This window comes from Candidatus Pantoea symbiotica, from assembly GCF_056491525.1.
Map to the genome: position 1 here is coordinate 856360 of NZ_JBSZHR010000003.1, position 22652 is coordinate 879011.

A 22652-nucleotide genomic window follows, 5' to 3' on the forward strand; every position below is an offset into this window, starting at 1 on the left:
AAATATAATTAAGCTGCGGTAGACGACGTCTGTTGCGTCGCTGGCCGCATGTCGTGCCAGTTTGCTTCGATAAACTCAATGGCGGCGCTGCGCGTTAGCGGTCCCGCTACGTTGTGCCAGCCGGCCGGAACCGGGGCAAAAGCCGGCCACAGGCTGTATTGCTGACGCGCGTTGAGCAGCACCAGAAAATCGAGCGCGTCGTTATCAAACGGATTCTGTTGTTCAGACATGGTTATTACCTTCAGAAGGTGAGGTTGTGGGGAGAAAATCGGCCAGCAGCCAGCGGCAGCCGTCGATCAGACCGCCACGCCAGCACAACGCATCGTGCCCTCCGGCGAAGCGGCGAAAATGTAATGCATGGCCTGCGGCTTGCAGCGCCGGGACGATCTGCTGGTTGACGTACACCATGTCTTCCTCGCGATCGCCCACTTCCTGGAAAATCTTCAGCGTGCCCGGCGGTAACTCGCCCTGTTGCAGCCGCTCTAACAGCAAACCGGGCGCGTGCTGTTCGCGGTTGGCGTAGTCGCGGATGTATTGCAGATGCGGCCACCAGAAGGAGCCGGATTGCGTGAGAATGCGGCCAAAACGCTGCGGCCAGTGCAAACCGGCATACAGCGCGGCGAGTCCGCCGTAGCTTTGCCCAGCCACCAGCGTGCGGTCGGCGTCGCCGCTGAACGAAGCGTGCTGGCGCACCAGCGGTAACAGTTCCTGCTGCACTGCCTGCCAGAAGGTTTCATTGCACGGCAATTCGGCTTCGCGGTGTTGGCTGTCGATGACATCGATAAACAGCCAGCAGGCGGGCGGCAGTTCGCCATCGGCGGTGACCTGATCAAGCGCGCTGAAAATTGGTTGGCCGTACACCCAGTTTTGTCCGTCGAGCAGGATCGCCAGCGGACGCTGTTCGGGTTGAGCGGTTGTGCCGGTGCTATAGAGCCAAACGTTGCGGGTGACGTTGAGCAACGCGCTGTGCCACTGCAAGGTTTGCAGCGTATCCGGCCAGGTTTCCGCCATGCCAGCATCCAGCGCGCGCCAGGCGGATTGATCCGGTGCATCCGGCATGTGCGCGTTGCTCAGAGCAAAACGGCGGCTGCTGAGAAACGGCGGCGTGGGATTGAATTTGTCGGGGATTGCCAGCGGCATCAGCGAAATCCACCACTTGCGCTGTAGCGCGCGACAGGCGGCATCATCGCCACAAAACAGCGGCGGTAACTGCTGCGCGGTGGCGGGGATCAGGCTGTAACTGCCGCGCCAGTCGGACTCAATGGCGGTCGACCAATGCCAGACGTTGCTGTCGCCGACGCGCACCAGACTTTCTGGCGCTTCGCTGTGGTGATCGGTGACGCCGTTAATATCGACGTAAACCCGTTCAGTGGAAGAAAGTGCGGAATGCCCTTCGGGATCGCGCCAGAAGAAGTGCATGGTCGTTTGACCGCTTTCGTCACGCTCAACCAGCGGCGTACCAACCGCATAAAGCCGCTGCCACCAGCCTTCGCTACCCAAATCGGCCTGCTGTAACCATTGCGCAACTGTCCCGGTGGGCAACCATGTCTGCGTCGTTTTTTCTGCGCTTGTTAGAAACATCCTGCAACCCATCTCCACATTTTGTTCACTGTCTTTACTTAACCAAAGCTAATGCAAATGCTATTGATAACGATTTACATTTGCAATATGATTTTTCGCGCCTAATAAACCTTCGGATTTTCAGTGGATTATTTTGTGAAGGACGTCACGCAGGGAGATTAGGACCGTAAATAACGCAAGAGAGTAATATTTCAATCCGTTACAGCCATTGTCGTTGGGCGAGGGCGACTGAACGGATTATTTCATCTACAAGGCAGTTTGAAATAGAGATGGCAACTATGTCCGTTAAAGCAAGAAATTCAGCAATACCTGCTGTGGCACGTCAGTTCAGACTCAATCCTCTATACCTTTCTCTGGCCTCAATTCTGTTGCTGGCACCGGCTGCCTTCAGCGTGGCCGCCGAAGAGACCATTACCGTAAACGCCGACACGCGTGAAAGCGTGACCTCGCCGCTGCAGGGTTATGTAGCGAAAGAGAGTGCGGCGGGCACCAAAACGTCCACGCCGCTGCGCAAAACCCCGCAATCTATTTCGGTGATTACCCGTGAGCAGATGGACGATCAGGCTGCATCCTCCGTTGCAGATGCGCTGAGCTATAGCAGCGGCGTGCTGACCAACTATCGCGGTAACTCCAACCGTAACGATGAAATCATCGCGCGCGGTTTCCGCTATGCGCCGAAATTCCTCGATGGCCTGAGCTACGGTTTATCCGGCCAGGCGGGCGCAGCGGGGCAGGTTGATCCCTGGTTGCTGGAGCGCGTAGAGATGATCCACGGCCCAGCTTCTGTGCTGTACGGCCAGGTGAATCCAGGCGGCATCGTGGCGATGACCAGCAAGCGCCCAACCGCGCAGAGCATTCATAAAGTGCAGCTCAGCACCGGCAACCAGCATTTGGGTGAAGCGGCGTTTGATTTCGGCGGTAAGCTGAACGATGACAACACGCTGTTCTACCGTCTGAACGGTATTGCCAGCACCAAACATGAGTTCGTGAAGGACAATAAACAGCAGCGCATGGCGATTGCGCCAGCGATTACCTGGCTGCCGAACGCGGATACCAGCTTTACGCTGCTGACCATGTACCAGAACGAGCCGAAAGCAGGTTACCGTAACTTCCTGCCGGCCAGCGGTACGCTGAAAGAGAGCAGCGCGGGCTTTATTCCTTACGATTTCAACGTCAGCGATCCGAGCTTCAACGAAGCCAAGCGCGAACAGACGTCGATCGGCTATATCTTCGAGCACAATCTCAACGACAACCTGAGCTTCACGCAGAATCTGCGCTACAGCAACATGGACGAATCGTACAAATATCTGGTGTATACCTTTGATGCCGATAACGATCATTCGATCAACCGTCGTCCGCAGCATGACAAGATCAAGTCGAAAGAGTTGGGCCTTGATAACCAGCTGAAAGCCATCTTTGAAACCGGCAACATCGCGCACACCGTGCTCGGCGGGCTGGATTACAAGTGGAGCGATGTGGATAACAAACTGTGGCGCGACAGCGGCGATCAATACATCCTCGACTGGGCCAACCCAACGCGTATTAGCATCAATGAAAGCGATTTGACGTTGACTACCAGCACGCGCAAGAAGCTCGATCAGGTGGGCGTTTACTTGCAGGATCAGCTGGAGTGGAATCAGTGGAACCTGCTGCTGTCTGGACGTCACGACTGGAGCGAAGTGCGCACTCAGGATCGCACCGACAACAGCCAAACCCAGCAGAATGACGACAAGTTCACCGGCCGTGCGGGTCTGTTGTATGCCTTCGATAACGGCATTTCACCGTACGTCAGCTACAGCACCTCGTTCGAGCCAAACCTCAACAGCGGCGCGCCAGGCAGCGATCCGTTCAAACCGACTACCGGCGAACAGACCGAAGTGGGCGTGAAGTATCAGCCGGTTGGTTGGGATGCGGTGTTCACCGTGTCGGCGTTTGATATCACGCAGAAAAATATCACTGCGTATAACAGCGTGACCGGCTACAACGAGCAGATTGGTAAAGTGCGTTCGAAAGGTATCGAAACCGAAGCGCACGCGCAGATTACGCCCGAGATCAAACTGTTAGCGGCCTATACCTATACCGATGCGGTGACCAAAGAGAGCAGCATTACTCAGCGTATCGGCCACTCACCGTCGAGCATTCCGCGTCATGCGGCGTCGGCGTGGGGCAGCTACACCTTCCTCGATGGCGTGCTGAGTGGCTTTACGCTGGGCAGCGGCGTGCGTTACACCGGCACCGCGCCAGCGGACGAAATTGGCGTCGACAAAGTACCGCATTACACCTTGTATGATGCGATGGCCAAGTATGAGCTGGGCGAAGCGGCGAATTCGCTGCGCGGTACCACGTTGCAATTGAACGTCAACAATATCGCGGATAAGCATTACGTGGCGTCATGCAGTAACGAAAGCGCCTGCTTCTACGGCAGCGGTCGCACCATCGTAGCGTCCGTCAGCTACAGCTGGTAATTCCCACAGGCGGCCTGCGTGGCCGCCGTTTCGTTTTGCATTCCGTGCGGCTCGCTTTCCACTAAGACACTTCTTAGCCGGTTTTCGGAAAATACTGTATTTGTGTGACTGTCATCACTCTGCAAGGCGCGTTAAAATGAACGCTTCTCATTTAGCAGGGGTTTTTCGTCACGATGTTATCGCGCTTCACTTTAGCCACTTTGATGGCAACAATCATGCTTACCGGCTGCGCCCGCCTTGCCGCCGTAACGGGTACATCACATGACAGCACTGCGACTGCGGATGCTTCCGCCGCTCAGCCTGCAACCGGCGCGCCAATCGACAGCAACGATTCACCTTCACCGTTCGAAACCGGCCCAACGGTGATCAACATTTCGCATGTGGTGACGCGTACCGATGACGGATCTTCTATTTATGTGACGGTAGATGGTCAGGATGCGGGTCTGCTGAAGAAGGGTGAGAAGAGAGAGATTCGTGTTTCGCCAGGTAAACACCAGATTGGTGGTTACGTGCAGACGCTATTTGGTTTTGGCAAAGTGACCATCGCCTCGGTGGATGTCACCACCGATGCGAACAGCCCGAAAAACGTGGTTTACTCTGTGACGCGCCAGAAGCCCGCGTTCAGCGAAACCGACGCCACGCCGCCGAATAATTCGTGATGTTTGAGTGCGCATATATGTGCACCAGCAAGGTTTTGTAGGGTCGCCATTCATGGCGACCTTCCCACATTAACTCCGGCTAAACACCAGCTTCAACCCGGCAACCGTAAAGCAACAAGCCAGCAGCGCATCCAGCCCACGACGGATGCGGCGATAAAATGCTGCCATCACCGCAGTGGAAAACAACACCGCATAACCGCCAAACACCAGCATGCAAATCGCCGCGCAGCCTGCAATTATCATTGGCAAAGTGGATGCCGCCGCACCCGGTTTTAACGCCACCGACATAATCGCCACCCACGTCAAAATCGCTTTAGGATTGCCGACGTGCATCAAAATGCCCTGACGAAACATTTTGCCAAAGTGCGCTTTTGCACTTCCCGGCGCGAATTCGCTGGCATCTGGCTTACGCAATGCCGATTTCCCTGCCTTAAATGCCAGCCACAACAGATACAATCCGCCGCCAATTTTCAGCACAATCAGCAGTTGTGCGAAAGTGGCCAACACGGTGAGAACGCCGCAGGCTGCCAGCAGCGCCCACATCATCGAACCGCCAATCACGCCGCTGGCTAATGCCAGCGCCGCGCCGCGTCCCTGTTTCATCGCCGTACCCATAATCGCCATATTGCTAGGACCGGGACTGGCGGTGGCGACGAAATAGGTGGTGTAGATCAGAATCAATTCATGTGACAGCGCCATAGGTTCCTCTGCGATGGCGGAAGGGAACTCACGTTATATCGCCTGAAGCTGGATTCTTCCAGAATGGATTAAATATTCATCCTTGCTGCACCCTTACTTCCCGTGCAGCTCCTTCCGTAACAGCACCAACTCGCCCGCCAGATCGCGGCACAGCATCGCCGTCATCAGATGATCCTGCGCATGCACCAAAATCAGCGTAACCGGCACTTTGCCGCAGCCTTCATCGGCGCCAATCAATGCGGTCTGGATTTTATGCGCCGCTTTGGCGGCCTCATCTGACGCCGCCAAAGCCTCATCGGCACCTTGCCAGTCGGCTTTGCGCGCCTGCTGGATTGCCATCATGGCTTGCGATCGCGCCTCACCGGCATTAATCAGCAACTCCATCATCGTTTGTTCAAAATCCATATCCGCCTCACTTATTGGTATGCCAAATTGGTGATTACGATGCTACCGGAATACCAAAAAAGAGTTCCGCGAGCATGATCACAGAAATTAAGTGCGAATATCGCCATTTTGGTATGCCACGAACCATCACGCTGATGCATAACACCTAAAACCGCTGAGGGTTGACCAATGTCTCTACAGGAACGTCTTATCGATTCGCTGGGTAGCTTTGCCACGCGATTCAACAGCTACCGCTACATCATGGCGATCAAAGCCTCGTTCATCACGCTGATGCCGGTGATCATCGTCGGGGCGTTTTCGGTGCTGATTTCCAACATGGTGCTGGATCCGAAAAATGGCCTCGCCAGCTTCTCTGCGCTGTCGTTTCTCGCCGATTTAAAACCGATCACCAGCAGCATTAACTACGCCACGCTGAGCTTTCTGAATATCGGCGCGGTGTTTCTGATTGGTATCGAGCTGGGTCGCATCAACGGCATAAAAACGCTGTTTCCTGGCCTGCTGGCGATCATCTGCTTTATCTCGGTGACGCCCACCACGTTGCAAATGTTGGTAGATGGCCAGATGCATATGGTCACCGATGTGCTGGCGAAGCAGTTCTCCGATACCAAAAGTCTGTTCCTCGGCATGTTTATCGCCATTCTGTCGGTGGAGATTTACTGCCGGCTGGAGCAGGTTGAACGGCTAAAAATCAAAATGCCGGATACCGTGCCACCGAACGTTGCCGCGTCATTTTCTGCGCTGATTCCGTCGATCATCACCGTCACGCTGGTCGCTACCTTTGGCTTCATTTTCCATCAGATCACCGGCATGTACCTGTACGACGCCGTGTACAAAGTGGTGCAGCAGCCGCTGGAATCGGTGGTGCAGAGCTTGTGGGGCATTCTGCTACTGATGTTTGTTGCCCAGCTGTTTTGGGTGATTGGTATTCACGGCAACCAAATGGTGAAACCGATTCGCGAGCCGCTGCTGCTGGGGGCGATTCTGGTCAACATGAACGCTTTCGAGCAGGGCAAGGAAGCGCCGAACATCATCACCATGCCGTTCTGGGATGTGTACATGAGCATCGGCGGTTCCGGTCTGACGATTGGGCTGTTAACCGCGGTGATGATTGCCACCAAACGCAAAGAGATGCGGGAAATCGCCAAGCTGTCGTTTGGACCTGGCTTATTCAACATCAATGAGCCGGTGATTTTTGGTATGCCGATCATGCTGAATCCCATTCTCGCCATTCCTTTCATCATCACGCCGCTGGTCACTGGTTCGATTGGCTATTTCGCCACGGTAATGGGCTTCGCCGGTAAAGCGGTGGTGATGGTTCCCTGGACTACGCCGCCGATTATCAATGCATGGCTTTCTACCGCCGGTTCGATGGGCGCGGTAGTGACGCAAATCATCTGCATCGTGGTTTCAGTATTGATTTATCTGCCGTTTGTCAAAGTGGCTGCACGTCGAGCCGAAGCGGCGGAAGCGAAAAATCTGCAGGCCGAGCTGGCACAAAATTAAGGAGATTCGATGAGTAAGCACACCATTGCGCTGCCTGAGGGCTTTATCCTCGGCGCGGCGGCATCGGCCTGGCAAACCGAAGGCTGGAGCGGCAAAAAAGCCGGGCAGGATTCGTATCTGGATGCCTGGTATCAGCAGGATCGTCATGTCTGGCACAACGGTTATGGGCCGGCGGTGGCGACCGATTTTATCAACCGTTTCCGCGAAGACGTGGCGCTGATGAAAGCGGCGGGACTGACGCACTATCGCACCTCGATTAACTGGTCGCGTTTTCTCACCGATTATGAAAACGCGGTGGTTGATGAGGAGTACGCGGCCTATTACGACCAGCTTATTGATGAGATGCAGCGTCAGGGCATTGAACTGATGCTGTGCCTCGAACATTACGAACTGCCACTGCAGTTGCTGGAAGAGTACGGCGGCTGGCAGTCAAAACATGTGGTGGAGTTGTTTATCCGCTATGTCGAAAAAGTGTTTGCCCGCTACGCCGGAAAAGTGACGCGCTGGTTTGTATTTAATGAGCCGATTGTGGTGCAGACGCGCGTCTATCTTGATGCGCTGCGCTGGCCGTATGAGCAGAACACCCATAAGTGGATGCAGTGGAATCACCATAAAAATCTCGCAACGGCGAAGGTGGTGAAACTGTTCCGCCAGCAGGGTTATGCCGGCACGGTGGGCACCATTCTCAATCCGGAAGTGACCTATCCGCGCTCGTCGGCGGCGCACGATGTTAAAGCCGCGCAAATCTACGATCTGTTCTACAACCGGGTATTTCTCGATCCGGCGATCAAAGGCGTCTATCCGGCTGAATTGTTGCAGCTGCTGGATAAACATGAAGTGCAGTGGGATGTCACCGAGGACGAGCTGGCGATTATTGCCGCCAACACCGTCGATGAAGTGGGGCTGAATCTTTACTATCCGCATCGCGTAAAAGCGCCGTCTCGCGCGTGGCATCCTGAGACGCCGTTCCATCCAGCCTTTTACTACGAACATTTTGAGCTGCCGGGCCGACGCATGAACAGCTCGCGCGGCTGGGAAATTCAGCCGCGTATTGTCTTCGATATGGCGCAACGTATGAAAGAGGAGTACGGCAATCTGCCGTGGTTTGTGGCCGAGAGCGGCATGGGCATCGAGAACGAAGCGCAATTTAAGGATGCGCAGGGGGAAATTCAGGACGACTATCGCATCAACTTTATTGCTGAGCATCTTTACCAGGCGGTGCGTGCGCTTGAAGCGGGCAGCAACTGTCAGGGTTACATGTTGTGGGCGTTCACCGACAACGTTTCGCCGATGAACGCCTTCAAAAATCGCTACGGACTGATTGAGATCGACCTCGATAACCAGCGGCAGCGACGCATGAAGAAATCCGCGCACTGGTTCCGTCAGTTGCGTGACACCCAGCAATTGACCCTCAACATTGACGATGAAGCCAAATAAGGACGACCGATGAAACGCATTATTCTGGCCTGTGCAGCAGGCATGTCGACTTCGATGTTAGTTACCCGCATTGAGAAAGAGGCGGTAGCACGCGGTCTTGAGTACCAGATCTACGCCATTCCGGAACAGAACCTGCGTGAAGAGCTACAAAATTACGGCCAGGACGTGGTGGTGGTGCTGCTGGGACCGCAGGTGCGCTTTAAACTGGAGGAGAATAAAAAGCTGACCGACAGCTATCAGCTGCCGATTGCGGTGATCGATACTGTGGCTTACGGCACGTTCAATGGTGCAAAGGTACTCGATCAGGCGCTGGCTTTGGTACACTAGCGCCCAGATAGCAGTCAGGTTCCGGCTCGCACAGGACGCGGCCGGGCCGAATGCACCATGATGCAAAAGGGTGAGAGCGTGGAAAAAGCCGAAGCGCCACAAGAGAAAAAGCAGTATCAGGAAATTGGTCAGCATCTGCGTCAGCAAATCCTCGATGGCCATTACCCGGTTGGCTCACGACTGCCGCCAGAGCGCCAGTTGGCGGAAACCTGGGGCGTGAGCCGCACCATCGTGCGTGAAGCGTTGCTGATGCTGGAGCTGGAAGGCACGGTGGATATTCGTCAAAGCTCCGGCGTTTACGTGATGCGTATTCCTTCGGAAAGCGAGGATGCGGAAGAGGCCTTTTTCCGCAGCGATGTTGGCCCGTTCGAGATGTTGCAGGCGCGTCAGTTGCTGGAGAGCAATATCGCCGCCTTCGCCGCTAAAATGGCCACCAAAGCCGATATCGAAAACCTGCGCCGCACGCTGGAGCAGGAGCAGCGCGCCATCGCGCTCAACGACAGCAGCCAGGATAATGACAAGTTATTTCATTTGCTGCTGGCGGGCGCGACGCAAAATCAGATGTTGCTCGATACGGTTACCAGCGTCTGGCGCCATCACGAAGCCAGCCCGCTCTGGCAGCAGCTGCGACCGCAGTATGAAACCCGCGCCTATCGCCTGAAGTGGCTGGGCGATCATCAAACCATTCTGGCCGCGCTGCGACGTCGTGATGTGATGGGTTCCTGGCAGGCGATGTGGCAGCACCTGGAAAACGTTAAGAATACGCTACTGGAGTTATCCGATGCCGATGCACCTGACTTTGATGGCTACCTGTTCGAATCGGTACCGATTTTTCAGGGTAAGTTGATGTGATGCGGTCGCCATAAATGGCGCCCCTACAAACCCGCTGTCGTAGGGTCGCCATTCATGGCGACCAGGTGCGCATTTATGCGCACCGCAACAGTGCAATGTAACATCGCCCCCAATTATTTAACCGCTGAAAACTGAAGCCTTTATTTATTTACTTATGGCTCCGCATTAATTACCGCACCAAATTGTGACACGTATCGCCTGATTTAATAAATAATGCACTTAATTTGTGCTTCTCCTCATAAAATCGACATAAGAAAACACTATAACAGCGGATTATCCGATTTATTTCGATATCGGTCTGCTCCGCGCATTGAATGAATTGGCATAAATATTGTTTATAATCAATTTATTAACAGCACCCCCTCAGATTGAATCCTGCACAATTCCGTTAATTTAAAACCTCGTACCTGTCATATTCATGTAAAAAAGACGTTGCACACCTAATTTTTAAAATGATAAAAGTTTCTCACTTGATAATTCTTTTTCATTTTAAAAGGTGACCGATAATGGCTCTTGAAACGGCTGAAGTCCGTATTTCGACATCATGGCAGCGCCCGGAAAATAAATGGCTGGCGGCATTTGCCGAATTTCCGGTTGCCAACATTGGCGATGCGATGGAAAGACTGAATATGTGTGATGGCGGCATTGTTCCGGTCTCCTCCAACACGGCGTTCGTCGGCTTTGCCTTTCCGGTTCAGGTCACGGCGGGCGACAACGCGGCAGTGATCCGCGCGCTGGATTACATCCAACCGGGCGATGTGATGATGATTAACGGGCAGGGCCACATTGATCGGGCGCTGGTGGGCGAGCAGCTGACGCAGCGCTTCCAGCATGCCGGTGCAGTGGCGCAGGTTATCGACGGCGCGGTTCGCGATCGCAGCGTGATTGAATCAACGGGTTTACCCACGTTCTGTCGCGGCACCACGCCGGCGGGTCCGTTCAAAAACGGTCCCGGCGTGATCGGTGAGCCGGTCGCCATTGGCGGCGTGGTGTGCTGCGCGGGTGACATCGTGGTCGGCGACGATGACGGCGTGATCATCATTCCCTTCTGGCGCGCGGAAGCGGTGTTAGCGGCGGTACAGGAAGTGGCGCGCCGGGAAGCAGAAATGACGGCAGAAGTAACGCGACAGTATAAATAAGCCGCTGGCTTAGCGCATTCCGGGGATGTTTTCACCACACTTTCAGGGCAAACCAATGACGAAATCACATGCGGTAACAATGGATTACGCTTTGCCGAAGGACGGAACAACCAAGAATAACGTCGTCCGCCGCGCCTCGCTGGCGGGCGGCGTCGGATCCTTTGTCGAGTGGTATGACTACGGCATTTACGGCTTATTGGTCAGTTCACTGGTGCTGGTGTTTTCCGCCAGTGACATGAGCACCACCGATTCCGGCCTGATGTTGACCTACCTCGGCTTCACCGTAAGCTTCTTTGTGCGCCCGTTCGGCGGCGTCATTTGCGGCTATCTCGGCGACAAAATGGGCCGCCAGAAGCTGCTGGCGATTCTCCTGCTGATGATCTCACTGGCGACAGCGGCGATTGGCCTGCTGCCGAGCTACGCCAGCATTGGCTGGGCGGCACCGGCGCTGCTGATCTTGCTGCGCATCGTGCAGGGATTCTCTGCCGGTGGCGAAGTCTCTGGCGCAGGTTCGTTCGTGGCGGAATATGCCGAAGATCATCGCCGCGCGGTGGTGATGTCGCCGCTGGTGATGGGATCGTTTATCGCGTTGCTGTTCGGCAGCCTGCTGATCAGCGGATTGATCAACGTATTCGGCACGGAGGCGATGACCGCCTGGGTGTGGCGCGTGCCGTTCCTGCTGGCTATTCCGATGGCCTTGATTGGCGTCTACATCCGCACCCGCATTGAGGACACGCCCCATTTTCAGATGGTAAAAGCCAACAAGCGCGTGGTGCGCAATCCACTGCGTGAAGTGCTTTCCTCAAAGCGCCATCTGAAAGCGATTGGACTGGCGATCACGCTGCCTGCGGTCAACGGTCCGGGCTATTACATCCTGTTTGTCTACATGCCGACCTACCTGAATAAAGTGATGCACTTCCAGCAGATTCAAAGCCTGATGGTCACCGCCTGCGGCTTGATCACCATTATCGCCACCATTCCGATGATGGCATGGCTGTCGGATCGTCTGGGACGCAAGCCGCTGCTGGTGGCGTCGGCGATTGCGATGGCGCTGCTGGCGTGGCCCTGTTTCTGGCTATTGACGCTCGGCATGTTCCCGCTGGCGTGCATGGCGGCGGTTCTGCTGGCCTTTGCTTTCGCCGGACATGCCGGTGTGATTCAGGCAACGCTGGCCGAAATGTTCCCCACCAACGTGCGTTACAGCGCCTACAGCATCGGCTTCAACCTCTCAACGGTGATCTTTGGCGGCTCCGCGCCCTTACTGATGACGTGGCTGATTGGCCTGACCGGCATCGCCAGCATTCCCAGCTATATGGTGATTTTCACCGCCGCGTTGACGCTCATCAGCACGCTGTATCTGAAAGAAACCGCCGGTAAGCCACTCGCTGACGAGTGAACGCCGTAGCAATCAGCCCACATTCTGGATTTCGAGGTCATTATGAAAAACGCGTCACCCTGGCGGATAGGGTTTGATATTGGCGGCACTTTTACCGATCTGGTGCTGTTAAATGACATCTCTGGCGAGGCGATTCGGCATAAAACCCTGACCACGCCGGAGGATCCTTCTGAAGGGGCGTACACCGGCTTAACCCAGCTGGTGGAGCTGGCCGGGCTCAAAGCCAGCGACATTCACACCATCACGCACGGCACGACGCTGGCCATCAACGCGCTGCTGGAGCGGCGTGGCGCGAAAACCGCCTTTGTGGTGACGCGCGGCTTCCGTGACGTATTGGTGCTGGGGCGTGAATACCGTTATGACATCTACGATCTGAATGGTGCACCGGCGCAGCCGCTGCTGCCGCGTTCTCAGTCGTATGAAATCACCGAACGCGTGACAGCACGCGGCGAAGTGATTACGCCGCTCGACGAAGCCGATGTGGTGCGGCTGGCCGCTGAGCTGCGCGACCAAGGCTATGAAGCCGTCGCCGTACTGTGCATGCATGCCTATGCGTGGCCGGAACATGAGAATCGCATCGAAGCGATTTTCAGCCGCGAACTGCCTGGCGTGTCGATATCGGTCTCGCACAAAGTGTCGCGGGAAATCCGCGAATACGATCGCGGCGTGTTAACCGCTATGAATGCCTTTGTGCAGCCGAAAGCGCGCCGCTACATGGCACGGCTGGAAACCAAATTGCGCGAAGGCGGCTTCACCTGCGACTGGCTGGTGATGGGATCGAACGGCGGCCTGATGGCGCCGCAGGTGGCAGCGGATTATCCCACGCGCATCATTGAATCCGGCCCGGCAGGCGGCATCGTCGCCACCGCCGCCTTTGCGCGGAAAAATGCCGAACGTCAGGTGCTGGCGTTTGATATGGGCGGCACCACCGCCAAGGCGTGCGTGGTGCGCGATGGCGAACCCTCCATCACCATCGATTACGAAGTGGGGCGCGCGGATCGCCTGCTGAAAGGCAGTGGTTTACCGGTGAAGTTGCCGGTGGTGGACATGATTGAGATTGGCGCTGGCGGCGGCAGTATCGCGCGCGTCGATTCCCTTGGCCTGCTGGAAATCGGCCCGGAAAGTGCCAGCGCCTGGCCAGGTCCAGCCTGCTACGCGCGCGGCGGCGAGCGGCCGACGGTTACTGATGCCAATCTGGTGCTGGGCTTGCTCGATCCCGATGCCTTTCTCGGTGGACGCATGCCGCTCGACGTTGAAGCCGCGCGCCAGGCGATTCGCCGCGTCGCTGAGCCGCTGGGGCTGAGCATTGAAGACGCCGCTTGGGGCATTCACGAAGTGGCCAACAGCAAAATGTCCGAAGCGCTGCGCACCCATTCGGTTGAGAAAAACGTCAGCCCAGCACAAATGACTATGCTGGCGTTTGGCGGCGCAGGCCCGAGCCACGCCTGGTCGCTGGCGAAACAGCTCAGCGTTAAGCGCGTTTACTTCCCGAACGGAGCGGGCGTTTACTCGGCCTTCGGCTTATTGACCGCGCCGCCCAGCGCTGACTTTGTACGCAGCGATCGCTGCCGGCTGCAGCCCGGCATTGATGTGAAACGCATTGCGGCGCTGTTCGCCGAAGGCTTTGACGAGGCGATCACCACGCTGGCGGCGGCCAACGCCGATCCGAATACCGCGATTCAGCAGAAGCTTGCGGGCGTGCGCTATGTCGGCCAGGGATCGGAGCTGACCGTCACGCTGCCGGAAAGCTTCCTTGCGCAAGGCGATGCGCAAGCCTTAATCGACAGTTTTGAAGCCGCCCATCTGGCGCGCTTTGGTCGCACCTTGCCGGGACAAGGCGTGGAGGTGGTTAACTGGCGCGGTCGCGTGCAGACCACGCCACCGACGCTGAATACCACCGATCAACTCAGCCATCCTGAACCCGACGCGCGCGAGAAGAGCTTGCAGGTCTATCTGGGCCGCGAGCAGGGCTTCAGCGCCTGCCGCGTCATCCCACGCAGCTTACTGATCACCGGCGAAGCGATTCACGGTCCGGCGCTGCTGCAGGAAAAAGAGTGCGCGATTTATGTCGGTCCCGGCGCATCCGCGCAGCTGGACCCGCAAGGCAATATTTTGATGGAGCTGAACTGATGAGTGCGACAACCCACGATCATCTGCGTTTTCTCGACGATCCGATTAGCCTGCGAATCACCTGGGATCGGCTGGTCAGCATTTCGGAAGAGGCGGCAGCCACGCTGGTTAACATGGCGTTCTCCAGCATTATCCGCGAAGTGGGTGATTACTCGTGCCTGCTGATGGATGCCAGCGGCAGCTCGCTGGCGCAACCGAAAACCAGCGTGCCAGTGTTTATTGGCACCTTGCCCGCCACGGTGCGCCATCTGCTGGCGAAATTCCCGGCGGAGACGCTGAAACCAGGCGATGCGCTGATCACCAACGATCCCTGGCTCGGCACCGGCCACCTCAATGACGTCACGGTGGTAACGCCGGTGTTCCGCGCCGGCAAGCTGGTGGCGTTTACCGGCGCGGCGGCGCACATGTCCGATATCGGTGGCTCGCTGAATATGGGCTCATCGCGCGACATGTTTGAAGAGGGATTCCTCATCCCGCCGAGCAAACTGATGATTGCGGGCGAGGTGAACCAGCAGTTGCTGGATCTGTTCCTTGCCAACGTGCGCTCGCCGGATCAGGTGGAAGGCGATCTGCACGCCATGCTGGCGGCCAACCAAATTGGCGCTAACGGCTTACTTGGCTTGATGGAGGATTTGCAGCTGGAATCGGTGACGCCGCTGGCGGAGAAGATTCACTCGCTGACTGAAATCGCAATGCGCAAAGCCATTGAGGCGGTGCCGGATGGTCGCTATGAAGCGGCGGTGGATATTGGCGATTACGAAGGCGATATCCATCTCAATGTGGCGGTGATTGTGGATGGCAGCAACATCACCATCGATTATGCCGGTTCGTCGGCGGAGTCGCTGTTTGGCAGCAACTGCCCAATGTCATTCACCTATGCCTACAGCGTCTATCCGCTGAAATGCCTGCTTGAGCCGCATCTGCCGAATAACGAAGGCTGCTTTAAATCCATTACCGTTACCGCGCCGGAAGGCTCGATTGCCAATGCGCGTCCGCCGTGTGCGGTGGAGATGCGTAACCGCGTCGGACACATGGCGCACGCCGCCATTTTCAGCGCGCTGGCCGACATCATGCCGGATCGCGTGATGGGCCACTCGGGCAGCGCGCCGGTCACCTGCGACGTGTTCGCCGGACAGTTTGATGACGGACGCCGCTTTGTCGAAAGTCTGTGCGTCAACGGCGGCACCGGCGCGCGTCCTGCCGCAGACGGTATTGTCACCGGTTTCCCCGGCAACATGTCCTCCACGCCGGTTGAGTTGATTGAATCCGCCACGCCGCTGCTGTTCCTGCAGAAATCCATCGTGCCCGATTCGGGTGGTGCCGGACGCTATCGTGGCGGCGTGGCGCAGCGCATGGTGATTCGCAACACCAGCAAATATCCGCTCTCGCACAGCATGTTCTACTCGCGGCAAAAACACGCGGCAGAGGGCGTGTTAGGCGCGGCGGCGGGTGCGCCGAACGTTGTGGCGATTAATGGCGCATCGCTGACGAAACCGGTGGGACGCCATGATGTGTTACCCGGCGACGAAGTCACCATTCAAATGCCGGGCGGCGGCGGCAAAATGCCGGTGGCCGAGCGCGATCTCAACGCCATCCTGTGGGATGTGCAGGAAGGTTACATCACTGAAGCGGGCGCGTTGCGTGATTACGGCGTGAACCTGCATGACCTTAAAAGAGGCTAAAACATGGACAGATTAACGGGAAAAGTGGTGCTGATTACCGGCGCGGGCAGCGGAATTGGCAAAGCGGCGGCAGCCGGTTTTGCCGCGCGCGGTGCGCATGTGATTTTGGTGGGACGACGTCAGGCGGTGCTGGATGAGGTGGCGGCAAGCCTGATCGCGCAGGGCGGTAAAGTCTCGGCGTATGCAGCGGACATCGCGCAAAAAAACGAGGTCGAGGCGCTGGTGGCGTGGGCGATAGCCGAACGGGGCCAGGTCGATATTCTGGTTAACAACGCGGGAAGCGCCAGCAAGACGCTGAATGCGCGCTGGATTGCCGAGGAGGAGTGGGATCAGGTGCAGGACGTCAACATGAAAGCGGTTTTTCTGCTGACCCAAGCGTTGCTGCCGGACATGCTGGCGCGCAAAAACGGCACCATCATCACCGTCTCTTCACTGGCGGCGCTGCGGCCAAATCTGCTGGGCGGCGCGGCCTACGGCGCAGCGAAAGCGGCGGTGCGCAACTTTATGACCTATCTGCACAACACCTTCCGCAACGACGGCATCCGCTCTACCTGCATTTTACCGGGTGAAGTGAACACGCCGATTATGGATAACCGCGCCAATCCGCCGGATCAGGCGATTCGGGATGGCATGGTGCAACCGGAAGATGTGGCCGAAGCCATTCTGCTGTGCGCCAGCTTACCGGCGCGCACCGTGGTGGAAGAACTGATTGTCGCGCCGACGGTGCTGCGCGACCTCTCCGGCGATCTGGAGATCAGCCGCTGGAAAAATGCCCCGGCAGCGTGCCAGGCCGAACGTGAAAAATCGTGATAGGAATCCTTATGTCGAGCCAAAATTTTAAAGCCGCTGAGGCGGTATTACGTGTAGAGCGCACCTCGCTGCGTGTGCAGCAACCCGCGTCGAGCAGCGATATGGTTTCTCTGGCGATGGGCGAACCGGATTTCGATACGCCGCCGCGCATCGTGCAAGCGGCAGTTGAAGCACTGCAAGCCGGTTACACCCATTACGCGCCGCTGCTCGGAGACAAAGCCTTGTGCAGCGCGCTGGCGGACGAGGTGTCCGCGCAGAGCGGTAACGCGGTGAAAGCCGGTGAAATTCTGGTCACGCACGGCGGCACCGCCGGTCTTGCGGCGGCGATTCTCTCTATCGTCAATCCAGGCGATCGCGTGGTGATCCCCGATCCGACCTATTCGCTGTATGCGGATTTAGTCAATATGGCTGGCGGCATCTGCGTGCCGATGCCGTGCCGCGCGGATTTGCACTGGGATCTGGAACGTCTGGATCGTGCGCTGGACGGTGCCAAACTGTTTGTGTTCTGCAATCCCGGCAATCCCACCGGCATTGTGCACAGCCGCGCCGAAATTGAAGCGCTCGGCCAACTGGTGAACCAGCACGATACGCTGGTGATCGCCGATGAAGCTTATAGCGATTTGGTATTTACCGATCGTCCCTTTACCTCGGTGCTGCATATTCCCGCCTTTGCCGGACGCACGCTGTTCTGTCAGACTTTCTCTAAAAGTTACGCCATGACCGGCTGGCGCGTGGGTTATCTGGCGGGACCGGCGGAGATGATCGCCGCCGCCGCGCGCGTACACAATACGGTGAACGGATCGGTGAACAGCGCGGTGCAGCGTGCGGCGCTGGTGGCGCTGACGCAGTGTAAAGATGACGTAAAACGTATGTATGATGTCTACCGCCAGCGTCGCGTGCTGATGATGGAAGGATTGTCGGCGATTCCAGAGTTGAAACTCAATGAACCCGAAGGCGCGTTTTACTGCTTCCCGGCCTATTCGTTGCCGATTCCGGCGATTGATATGGTGTCGCTGCTGCGCGAACAGGGCATCGCGGTGCGGCCTGGCAGTGAATTTGGCGCAGCGGGCGAAGGGCATTTGCGACTCTCTTACGCTGCCAGCAGTGAAGCCATTACTGAAGGTGTGCGCCGTTTGAAGCGCGGCCTGGCCAGTTTCAAGTAACATCAGCACGTTTAAGGAAGCACACCCACAATGACGGGAAAACCGATGCGCAGTGATACCGAAAGAAACCGCAAGAATCTGATTCAGGCAGCAGCCCGCTTGTTCGAGCGCTCCGAAACCCCGATAAGCATGACGGAAATCGCGGCGGAAGCGGGCGTCTCCGTGGCCACCGCCTATCGTCAGTTTACGTCGGTAGAAGAGGTGCTGAATGCGTATCGTCAGGACGTGGGGCAACTGCTGCTGGATTATAGTCTCGAGCAAAGCTGCAGCGGCTTACTGAAGCTGGAAAAAGTCAGCCGTTACTGGATCAAACTGGTGCGCGAGCGCGGTGCGGCGATGGTGCCGATGCGTAACCGTCGCGGCTATCTGGAACGTTTATGGGAAGGCGCGGAATACCTGTTAGTGCAGGCGGACGCGCTGCGCCCGGCGTTGCGTGAAGCGATGGCGGAGATGGAGCTGCCGGATATTGGCGATAAGGCGGTGTTCCTGTGGAATATCCTGTTCGATCCGCGCGAAATCTTTGATTTGCTCGACACGGTAGGGCTGACGGAAAAACAGGTCGGCACCCAGCTGATGTCGGTTCTGGTCGGCGGTTTACGCGGCTTCGCCACCGCGAATGAATTCACCGCCGAAGCCAGCCGCAGTAAATAGTTTGTGTGGCAGGTCGCCATAAATGGCGACCCTACAAAACCCGCAATTTACGGCATTGATTGGCATTAAAGCTTCGCCGTTAACGCGCGTAGCGGGGTGCGCAACACTTCATGCAGCGCGCGGATCGCTGGGGAAAACTGTTTACGATGCGGGCAGATAAGGTGCAGTGGCGTGCTTTCTCCCGGCATCTCCGGCATTACGCGCTCCAGCCTGCCGGCCAGCACATCGTCACACACATCAATCCACGATTTATAGGCGATGCCCATACCGGCGATGGCCCAGCGCCGTGCCACTTCCGCGTCATCACATAGCATGCGGCTTTTCACCGTGATCTGGCGGCGCATGCCATCCTGCGGAAAAGTCCATTTGTCGTAAACATGGCCGCCCATAATAAACAGCAGGCCATGATGATGCTGGGCGATCTCCTCCAGCATTTGCGGGCGACCGTGACGATCAAGATAATCCGGCGATGCCACCATCACGCGGCGATTGTCCTCCGCTAGCGGTAACGCCACGTAACTGCTGTCTTCCAGTTTGCCGTAGCGAATGGCGATATCCACCGGATCGCGGAACACATCGCTGATCTGATCAGAAAAGGAGAGACGCACCGCCAGCGCCGGATGCGCACGGCAAAAGTCGGTGATTAGCGGCAGCAGAATATTGCGGCCAATGTCTGACGGCAGCGCGATTTTCAGCTCGCCGCTCAGCGCATCTTCATCGCTCTGCAAGCTGTCGGCACCGGCATGCATCAGCGCCAGCATCTCTTGCGCATAGGGCAGATACTTTTCCCCTTCGGCGGTTAAGCGCAGGCTGCGGGTTGAACGGGCAAACAAGCGCCGATCCAGTTCCCGCTCCAGCCGCTGGATCGCCGCGCTGACCTGTCCGGGCAGCAAATTCACCTCGCGCGCGGCGCGTGAAAAGCTGCCGAGTGCGGCGGAACGCACAAACAGAGTGACATCTTCCAGTCGGATCATCTTCTTATTCATCGTGGTAGTCGGCGGGGATTTTCACTCTAAGAGTGAAAGTGTTCACCTGCAACTGGCATTTTTCATTGCGCTGCGGCCCGCTATGCTGAATTCACTTCACCAAACCTGCTGATGAATAAGGATCTGCCTGATGAAAGCCATTGTTTATAGCCAAAACGGTTTACCGATTTCCGATGAAAATGCGCTGTATGAGCTGGAGGTTGATAAGCCAACGCCGGGCGCGCGCGATCTGCTGGTAAAAATTCACGCCATTGCGGTGAATCCGGTCGACACCAAAGTGCGTGCCGGTGCGCCAACCGATAAGCCGCGTATTCTGGGTTGGGATGCGGTCGGCGTGGTGGAAGCGGTGGGCGCAGAGGTCACGCTATTCCAGCCGGGCGACGAGGTGTTTTACGCCGGTGATATCACTCGCGCCGGCAGTTATGCCGAATATGGGCTGGTGGATGAACGCATCGCCGGGCACAAACCGCGTTCGCTGAACGACGCCGATGCTGCCGCGCTGCCGCTGACCTCGCTCACTGCATGGGAACTGCTGTTTGATCGTCTGGAGGTGCAAGCCGATGACGACGCTGCGCTGCTGATCATTGGCGCAGGCGGCGGCGTCGGTTCCATGCTGACGCAGCTTGCCAGCAAATTGACCAAATTGAAGGTAATCGGCACCGCATCCCGCCCGGAAACGGCAGGTTGGGTGCGTTCACTCGGCGCGCATCACGTGATTGATCATTCTCAACCGCTGGGCGAACAACTGGCGGCAATTGGACATAAAGAGGTGCGCTATGTCGCCTCGCTGACACACACCGACAGCTATTACGATCAGCTGATTGATGCCCTCGCGCCGCAGGGCAAGCTGGCGTTGATCGACGATCCCGAGACGCTGGATGCGGTACCGCTGAAGCGCAAAGCGATTTCACTGCACTGGGAATTGATGTTTACCCGCTCGCTGTTCCATACCGCCGATATGCAGCGCCAGCATGAGATTTTGCAGCGCGTGAGCCAGTTGATTGATGACCAAACCCTGCAAACCACCGCTGGCGAACATCATGGCGTTATTAATGCCGCCAATTTGCGCAAGGCGCATGCGCTAATCGAGAGCGGTCGCGCACGCGGTAAGATTGTGTTGAGCGGGTTTTAATGATGCGGTCGCCATAAATGGCGACCCTACAAAACAGTACCGAACATCCGTAGGGTCGCCATTTATGGTGACCGTAAAACATTCTCTATTTGAACAATTTAAGGAATAGACCATGACACTCAATGATGCAGTCGCTCGTCGTCACACCGTCAAAGCGTTTGAGGGCGGTAAAAGTCTGCCGCAGGATGAAATCGAAACCCTGCTGAACGTGCTGCGCAACAGCCCGTCATCGGTCAACTCACAGCCGTGGCATTTTGTGGTGGCGTCCACCGCCGCCGGTCGCGAGCAGATGGCCAAATCCACTGAGGGTGCCTTTGTCTACAACAGCCCGAAAGTGCTGAATGCCTCGCACGTTATCGCGCTGTGCATGCGTACCGATCTCGATGAAGTGCATTTACAGAATGTGCTGGCGCAGGAAGAGGAAGATGGGCGTTTCGCCAAGCCAGAAGGCAAAGCGGGGCAGGATAAGAGCCGTCGCAGCTACGTGGATATGCATCGTTACGAGCAGCGCGATGTGCCGCAGTGGATGGAAAAACAGGTTTATCTGGCGCTGGGTGGATTGCTGCTGGGTGCGGCGATGTTAGGTATTGATGCCACGCCGATGGAAGGTTTTGACCAGCGCGCGCTGGATCAGGCGCTGGGCCTGCGCGAGAAGGGCTTTACCAGCGTAGTGCTGGTATCGCTGGGCTATCGCAGCGAGGCGGATTTCAACGCTGCATTGCCGAAATCACGCTTACCGCGTGAAGAGATTTTTACCTTTATTTAAACTTTGCGGTCGCCATAAATGGCGACCCTACGGCAGGTTTGCAACATCGGGGCCGACCCGATAACGCGATTCCGTAGGGTGCGCATTTATGCGCACCGTTTCAATGGCCGCACCCAACCGATGGAAACCGCAACGTAAAACGATTCACACCCTGTTCGCTGTATACCTCACAACTTCCCTGATGCAGCCGCATAATGCTGCGCACAATCGACAATCCCAAACCGCTGCTACCCTGATGACGTGACGCGTCAGCGCGCCAGAAGCGATCAAAGATGCGCGCCTGCTGTTCGGCACTCAGCGCCGGACCCTGATTTTCCACCATCAAACTGCTGCCCTGATTGAAAATCCGTACGGTGGAATCTCGATCGCCGTAGCGCAAGGCGTTCGCCATCAGATTCGCCAGCCTTTCCAGCTCCTCGTAATTGGAGCCGAGCAGCGCCTGATAATTGCCGACGCTGCGCGTCTGGCTCGTGCTACTTCGGTTTGGCGGATCAGCGTGCTAATCGGCGTGCGCAGATCGTGCGCCATATCGGCAGAAACCTGACTCAACTGCTGATAGCCCATTTCAAGGCGACTCAGCATCTGATTAAAAGCCGCCACCAGCGGCTGCAGTTCCAGTGCCGCCTGTTCAGGCATGCGCTGTGATAGCCAGCAGCATGCCCGCTGCAAAGGTAAGTTTGTTCAATTTCATCGTAATGCTCCTGATAGGAAGGTAGGCCATCAGGATATGCAATCGGCTCTGACACCAGCGTGAGCGAGTTATGACAAAAGAATGACAGGTGCACTTGTTATATAGAAATAACCTAACGTAATGGGTGGATCTAGAATTTGATAAACAGTATCGTAAACCACGGTAACTATAAGGATAT

General features: G+C 56.8%; 22 protein-coding genes. 15 read left to right on the plus strand and 7 right to left on the minus strand.

Translation table 11 applies throughout. The features are described 5' to 3' along the window. Window positions 1–8 precede the first annotated feature (8 nt). Complete coding sequence (locus ACXIZX_RS24585; protein WP_008110791.1) at window positions 9–230, minus strand: MbtH family protein; 222 nt, start codon at window positions 228–230, stop codon at window positions 9–11. Then, complete coding sequence (fes, locus tag ACXIZX_RS24590; RefSeq protein ID WP_479405332.1) at window positions 223–1581, minus strand: enterochelin esterase; 1359 nt, start codon at window positions 1579–1581, stop codon at window positions 223–225. The genes ACXIZX_RS24585 and fes overlap by 8 nt, the downstream gene beginning before the upstream one ends. Before the next feature lie 278 nt (window positions 1582–1859). Here fes and ACXIZX_RS24595 point away from each other — a divergent pair, with 278 nt between their 5' ends. Both ACXIZX_RS24595 and ACXIZX_RS24600 read left to right on the plus strand, forming a co-directional pair. Continuing rightward, a complete protein-coding gene (locus tag ACXIZX_RS24595) occupies window positions 1860–4046 on the plus strand; it encodes a TonB-dependent siderophore receptor (RefSeq protein ID WP_479405333.1) in 2187 nt (728 codons plus the stop codon). A gap of 173 nt (window positions 4047–4219) precedes the next feature. Then, the gene (locus ACXIZX_RS24600; RefSeq protein ID WP_179452373.1) at window positions 4220–4705 is read left to right on the plus strand and encodes a hypothetical protein; all 486 of its coding nucleotides are present in this window, start codon (window positions 4220–4222) and stop codon (window positions 4703–4705) included. A gap of 69 nt (window positions 4706–4774) precedes the next feature. Here the strand turns inward: ACXIZX_RS24600 and ACXIZX_RS24605 are convergent, their stop codons facing one another. Beyond that, a complete protein-coding gene (locus ACXIZX_RS24605; protein WP_479405334.1) occupies window positions 4775–5404 on the minus strand; it encodes a LysE family translocator in 630 nt (209 codons plus the stop codon). Window positions 5405–5497: 93 nt separating this feature from the next. Then, window positions 5498–5809, minus strand: coding sequence for a PTS lactose/cellobiose transporter subunit IIA (locus ACXIZX_RS24610; protein ID WP_061719101.1), 312 nt, complete (start codon window positions 5807–5809; stop codon window positions 5498–5500). Between the two features lie 168 nt (window positions 5810–5977). On the opposite strand from ACXIZX_RS24610, the gene ACXIZX_RS24615 reads away from it, so the two are divergent. The 11 genes from ACXIZX_RS24615 (at window position 5978) to ACXIZX_RS24665 (ending at window position 18899) form a co-directional block, all read left to right on the plus strand. Then, a complete protein-coding gene (locus ACXIZX_RS24615) occupies window positions 5978–7312 on the plus strand; it encodes a PTS sugar transporter subunit IIC (protein ID WP_479405335.1) in 1335 nt (444 codons plus the stop codon). 9 nt (window positions 7313–7321) lie between these two features. Beyond that, window positions 7322–8749 (plus strand): glycoside hydrolase family 1 protein, encoded by a 1428-nt coding sequence (locus ACXIZX_RS24620; RefSeq protein WP_479405336.1) that lies wholly within the window; start codon window positions 7322–7324, stop codon window positions 8747–8749. A 9-nt stretch (window positions 8750–8758) separates the two neighbouring features. Then, window positions 8759–9076 (plus strand): PTS sugar transporter subunit IIB, encoded by a 318-nt coding sequence (locus tag ACXIZX_RS24625; RefSeq protein WP_479405337.1) that lies wholly within the window; start codon window positions 8759–8761, stop codon window positions 9074–9076. Window positions 9077–9154: 78 nt separating this feature from the next. Further along, complete coding sequence (locus ACXIZX_RS24630) at window positions 9155–9928, plus strand: FCD domain-containing protein (protein ID WP_036650080.1); 774 nt, start codon at window positions 9155–9157, stop codon at window positions 9926–9928. 506 nt (window positions 9929–10434) lie between these two features. Beyond that, window positions 10435–11067 (plus strand): RraA family protein, encoded by a 633-nt coding sequence (locus ACXIZX_RS24635; protein WP_154156555.1) that lies wholly within the window; start codon window positions 10435–10437, stop codon window positions 11065–11067. Between the two features lie 55 nt (window positions 11068–11122). After that, window positions 11123–12463 carry an MFS transporter gene (locus ACXIZX_RS24640; RefSeq protein WP_479405338.1) on the plus strand — a complete coding sequence of 447 codons (1341 nt, stop codon included), beginning with the start codon at window positions 11123–11125 and terminating at the stop codon, window positions 12461–12463. 42 nt (window positions 12464–12505) lie between these two features. After that, complete coding sequence (locus tag ACXIZX_RS24645) at window positions 12506–14593, plus strand: hydantoinase/oxoprolinase family protein (protein ID WP_479405339.1); 2088 nt, start codon at window positions 12506–12508, stop codon at window positions 14591–14593. Then, a complete protein-coding gene (locus ACXIZX_RS24650; RefSeq protein ID WP_479405340.1) occupies window positions 14593–16275 on the plus strand; it encodes a hydantoinase B/oxoprolinase family protein in 1683 nt (560 codons plus the stop codon). Before ACXIZX_RS24645 ends, ACXIZX_RS24650 begins: the two co-directional genes overlap by 1 nt. Window positions 16276–16278: 3 nt before the next feature. Further along, window positions 16279–17085 carry an SDR family oxidoreductase gene (locus tag ACXIZX_RS24655; RefSeq protein ID WP_479405341.1) on the plus strand — a complete coding sequence of 269 codons (807 nt, stop codon included), beginning with the start codon at window positions 16279–16281 and terminating at the stop codon, window positions 17083–17085. 11 nt (window positions 17086–17096) lie between these two features. Next, entirely contained in the window at window positions 17097–18248 is a 1152-nt protein-coding gene (locus tag ACXIZX_RS24660; protein ID WP_479405342.1) for a pyridoxal phosphate-dependent aminotransferase, read from the plus strand. A gap of 30 nt (window positions 18249–18278) precedes the next feature. After that, the gene (locus ACXIZX_RS24665; RefSeq protein WP_479405343.1) at window positions 18279–18899 is read left to right on the plus strand and encodes a TetR/AcrR family transcriptional regulator; all 621 of its coding nucleotides are present in this window, start codon (window positions 18279–18281) and stop codon (window positions 18897–18899) included. Window positions 18900–18964: 65 nt separating this feature from the next. Here ACXIZX_RS24665 and ACXIZX_RS24670 read toward each other — a convergent pair whose 3' ends face one another. After that, complete coding sequence (locus ACXIZX_RS24670) at window positions 18965–19873, minus strand: LysR family transcriptional regulator (protein ID WP_479405344.1); 909 nt, start codon at window positions 19871–19873, stop codon at window positions 18965–18967. Between the two features lie 142 nt (window positions 19874–20015). On the opposite strand from ACXIZX_RS24670, the gene ACXIZX_RS24675 reads away from it, so the two are divergent. Next, window positions 20016–21017, plus strand: coding sequence for a zinc-binding alcohol dehydrogenase family protein (locus ACXIZX_RS24675; protein WP_479405345.1), 1002 nt, complete (start codon window positions 20016–20018; stop codon window positions 21015–21017). 112 nt (window positions 21018–21129) lie between these two features. Continuing rightward, the gene (nfsB, locus tag ACXIZX_RS24680; RefSeq protein ID WP_479405346.1) at window positions 21130–21783 is read left to right on the plus strand and encodes an oxygen-insensitive NAD(P)H nitroreductase; all 654 of its coding nucleotides are present in this window, start codon (window positions 21130–21132) and stop codon (window positions 21781–21783) included. Between the two features lie 100 nt (window positions 21784–21883). Here nfsB and ACXIZX_RS24685 read toward each other — a convergent pair whose 3' ends face one another. Continuing rightward, window positions 21884–22174: an ATP-binding protein gene (locus ACXIZX_RS24685; protein ID WP_479405347.1), complete on the minus strand. Its 291-nt coding sequence runs from the start codon at window positions 22172–22174 to the stop codon at window positions 21884–21886. Then, window positions 22174–22419 carry a hypothetical protein gene (locus ACXIZX_RS24690; protein WP_286176324.1) on the minus strand — a complete coding sequence of 82 codons (246 nt, stop codon included), beginning with the start codon at window positions 22417–22419 and terminating at the stop codon, window positions 22174–22176. Before ACXIZX_RS24690 ends, ACXIZX_RS24685 begins: the two co-directional genes overlap by 1 nt. Window positions 22420–22652 lie beyond the last annotated feature (233 nt).

Bases quoted from the DNA above. Each gene is read 5' to 3' on its own strand.
- ACXIZX_RS24670 (WP_479405344.1), bottom strand. From the start codon at position 19,873: ATGATCCGACTGGAAGATGTCACTCTGTTTGTGCGTTCCGCCGCACTC.
- ACXIZX_RS24585 (WP_008110791.1), bottom strand. From the start codon at position 230: ATGTCTGAACAACAGAATCCGTTTGATAACGACGCGCTCGATTTTCTG.
- ACXIZX_RS24605 (WP_479405334.1), bottom strand. From the start codon at position 5,404: ATGGCGCTGTCACATGAATTGATTCTGATCTACACCACCTATTTCGTC.
- ACXIZX_RS24675 (WP_479405345.1), top strand. From the start codon at position 20,016: ATGAAAGCCATTGTTTATAGCCAAAACGGTTTACCGATTTCCGATGAA.
- ACXIZX_RS24610 (WP_061719101.1), bottom strand. From the start codon at position 5,809: ATGGATTTTGAACAAACGATGATGGAGTTGCTGATTAATGCCGGTGAG.
- ACXIZX_RS24620 (WP_479405336.1), top strand. From the start codon at position 7,322: ATGAGTAAGCACACCATTGCGCTGCCTGAGGGCTTTATCCTCGGCGCG.
- ACXIZX_RS24665 (WP_479405343.1), top strand. From the start codon at position 18,279: ATGACGGGAAAACCGATGCGCAGTGATACCGAAAGAAACCGCAAGAAT.
- ACXIZX_RS24650 (WP_479405340.1), top strand. From the start codon at position 14,593: ATGAGTGCGACAACCCACGATCATCTGCGTTTTCTCGACGATCCGATT.
- ACXIZX_RS24685 (WP_479405347.1), bottom strand. From the start codon at position 22,174: ATGGCGAACGCCTTGCGCTACGGCGATCGAGATTCCACCGTACGGATT.
- ACXIZX_RS24635 (WP_154156555.1), top strand. From the start codon at position 10,435: ATGGCTCTTGAAACGGCTGAAGTCCGTATTTCGACATCATGGCAGCGC.
- ACXIZX_RS24595 (WP_479405333.1), top strand. From the start codon at position 1,860: ATGTCCGTTAAAGCAAGAAATTCAGCAATACCTGCTGTGGCACGTCAG.
- fes (WP_479405332.1), bottom strand. From the start codon at position 1,581: ATGTTTCTAACAAGCGCAGAAAAAACGACGCAGACATGGTTGCCCACC.
- ACXIZX_RS24615 (WP_479405335.1), top strand. From the start codon at position 5,978: ATGTCTCTACAGGAACGTCTTATCGATTCGCTGGGTAGCTTTGCCACG.
- ACXIZX_RS24645 (WP_479405339.1), top strand. From the start codon at position 12,506: ATGAAAAACGCGTCACCCTGGCGGATAGGGTTTGATATTGGCGGCACT.
- ACXIZX_RS24600 (WP_179452373.1), top strand. From the start codon at position 4,220: ATGTTATCGCGCTTCACTTTAGCCACTTTGATGGCAACAATCATGCTT.
- ACXIZX_RS24625 (WP_479405337.1), top strand. From the start codon at position 8,759: ATGAAACGCATTATTCTGGCCTGTGCAGCAGGCATGTCGACTTCGATG.
- ACXIZX_RS24660 (WP_479405342.1), top strand. From the start codon at position 17,097: ATGTCGAGCCAAAATTTTAAAGCCGCTGAGGCGGTATTACGTGTAGAG.
- nfsB (WP_479405346.1), top strand. From the start codon at position 21,130: ATGACACTCAATGATGCAGTCGCTCGTCGTCACACCGTCAAAGCGTTT.
- ACXIZX_RS24640 (WP_479405338.1), top strand. From the start codon at position 11,123: ATGACGAAATCACATGCGGTAACAATGGATTACGCTTTGCCGAAGGAC.
- ACXIZX_RS24690 (WP_286176324.1), bottom strand. From the start codon at position 22,419: ATGCCTGAACAGGCGGCACTGGAACTGCAGCCGCTGGTGGCGGCTTTT.
- ACXIZX_RS24655 (WP_479405341.1), top strand. From the start codon at position 16,279: ATGGACAGATTAACGGGAAAAGTGGTGCTGATTACCGGCGCGGGCAGC.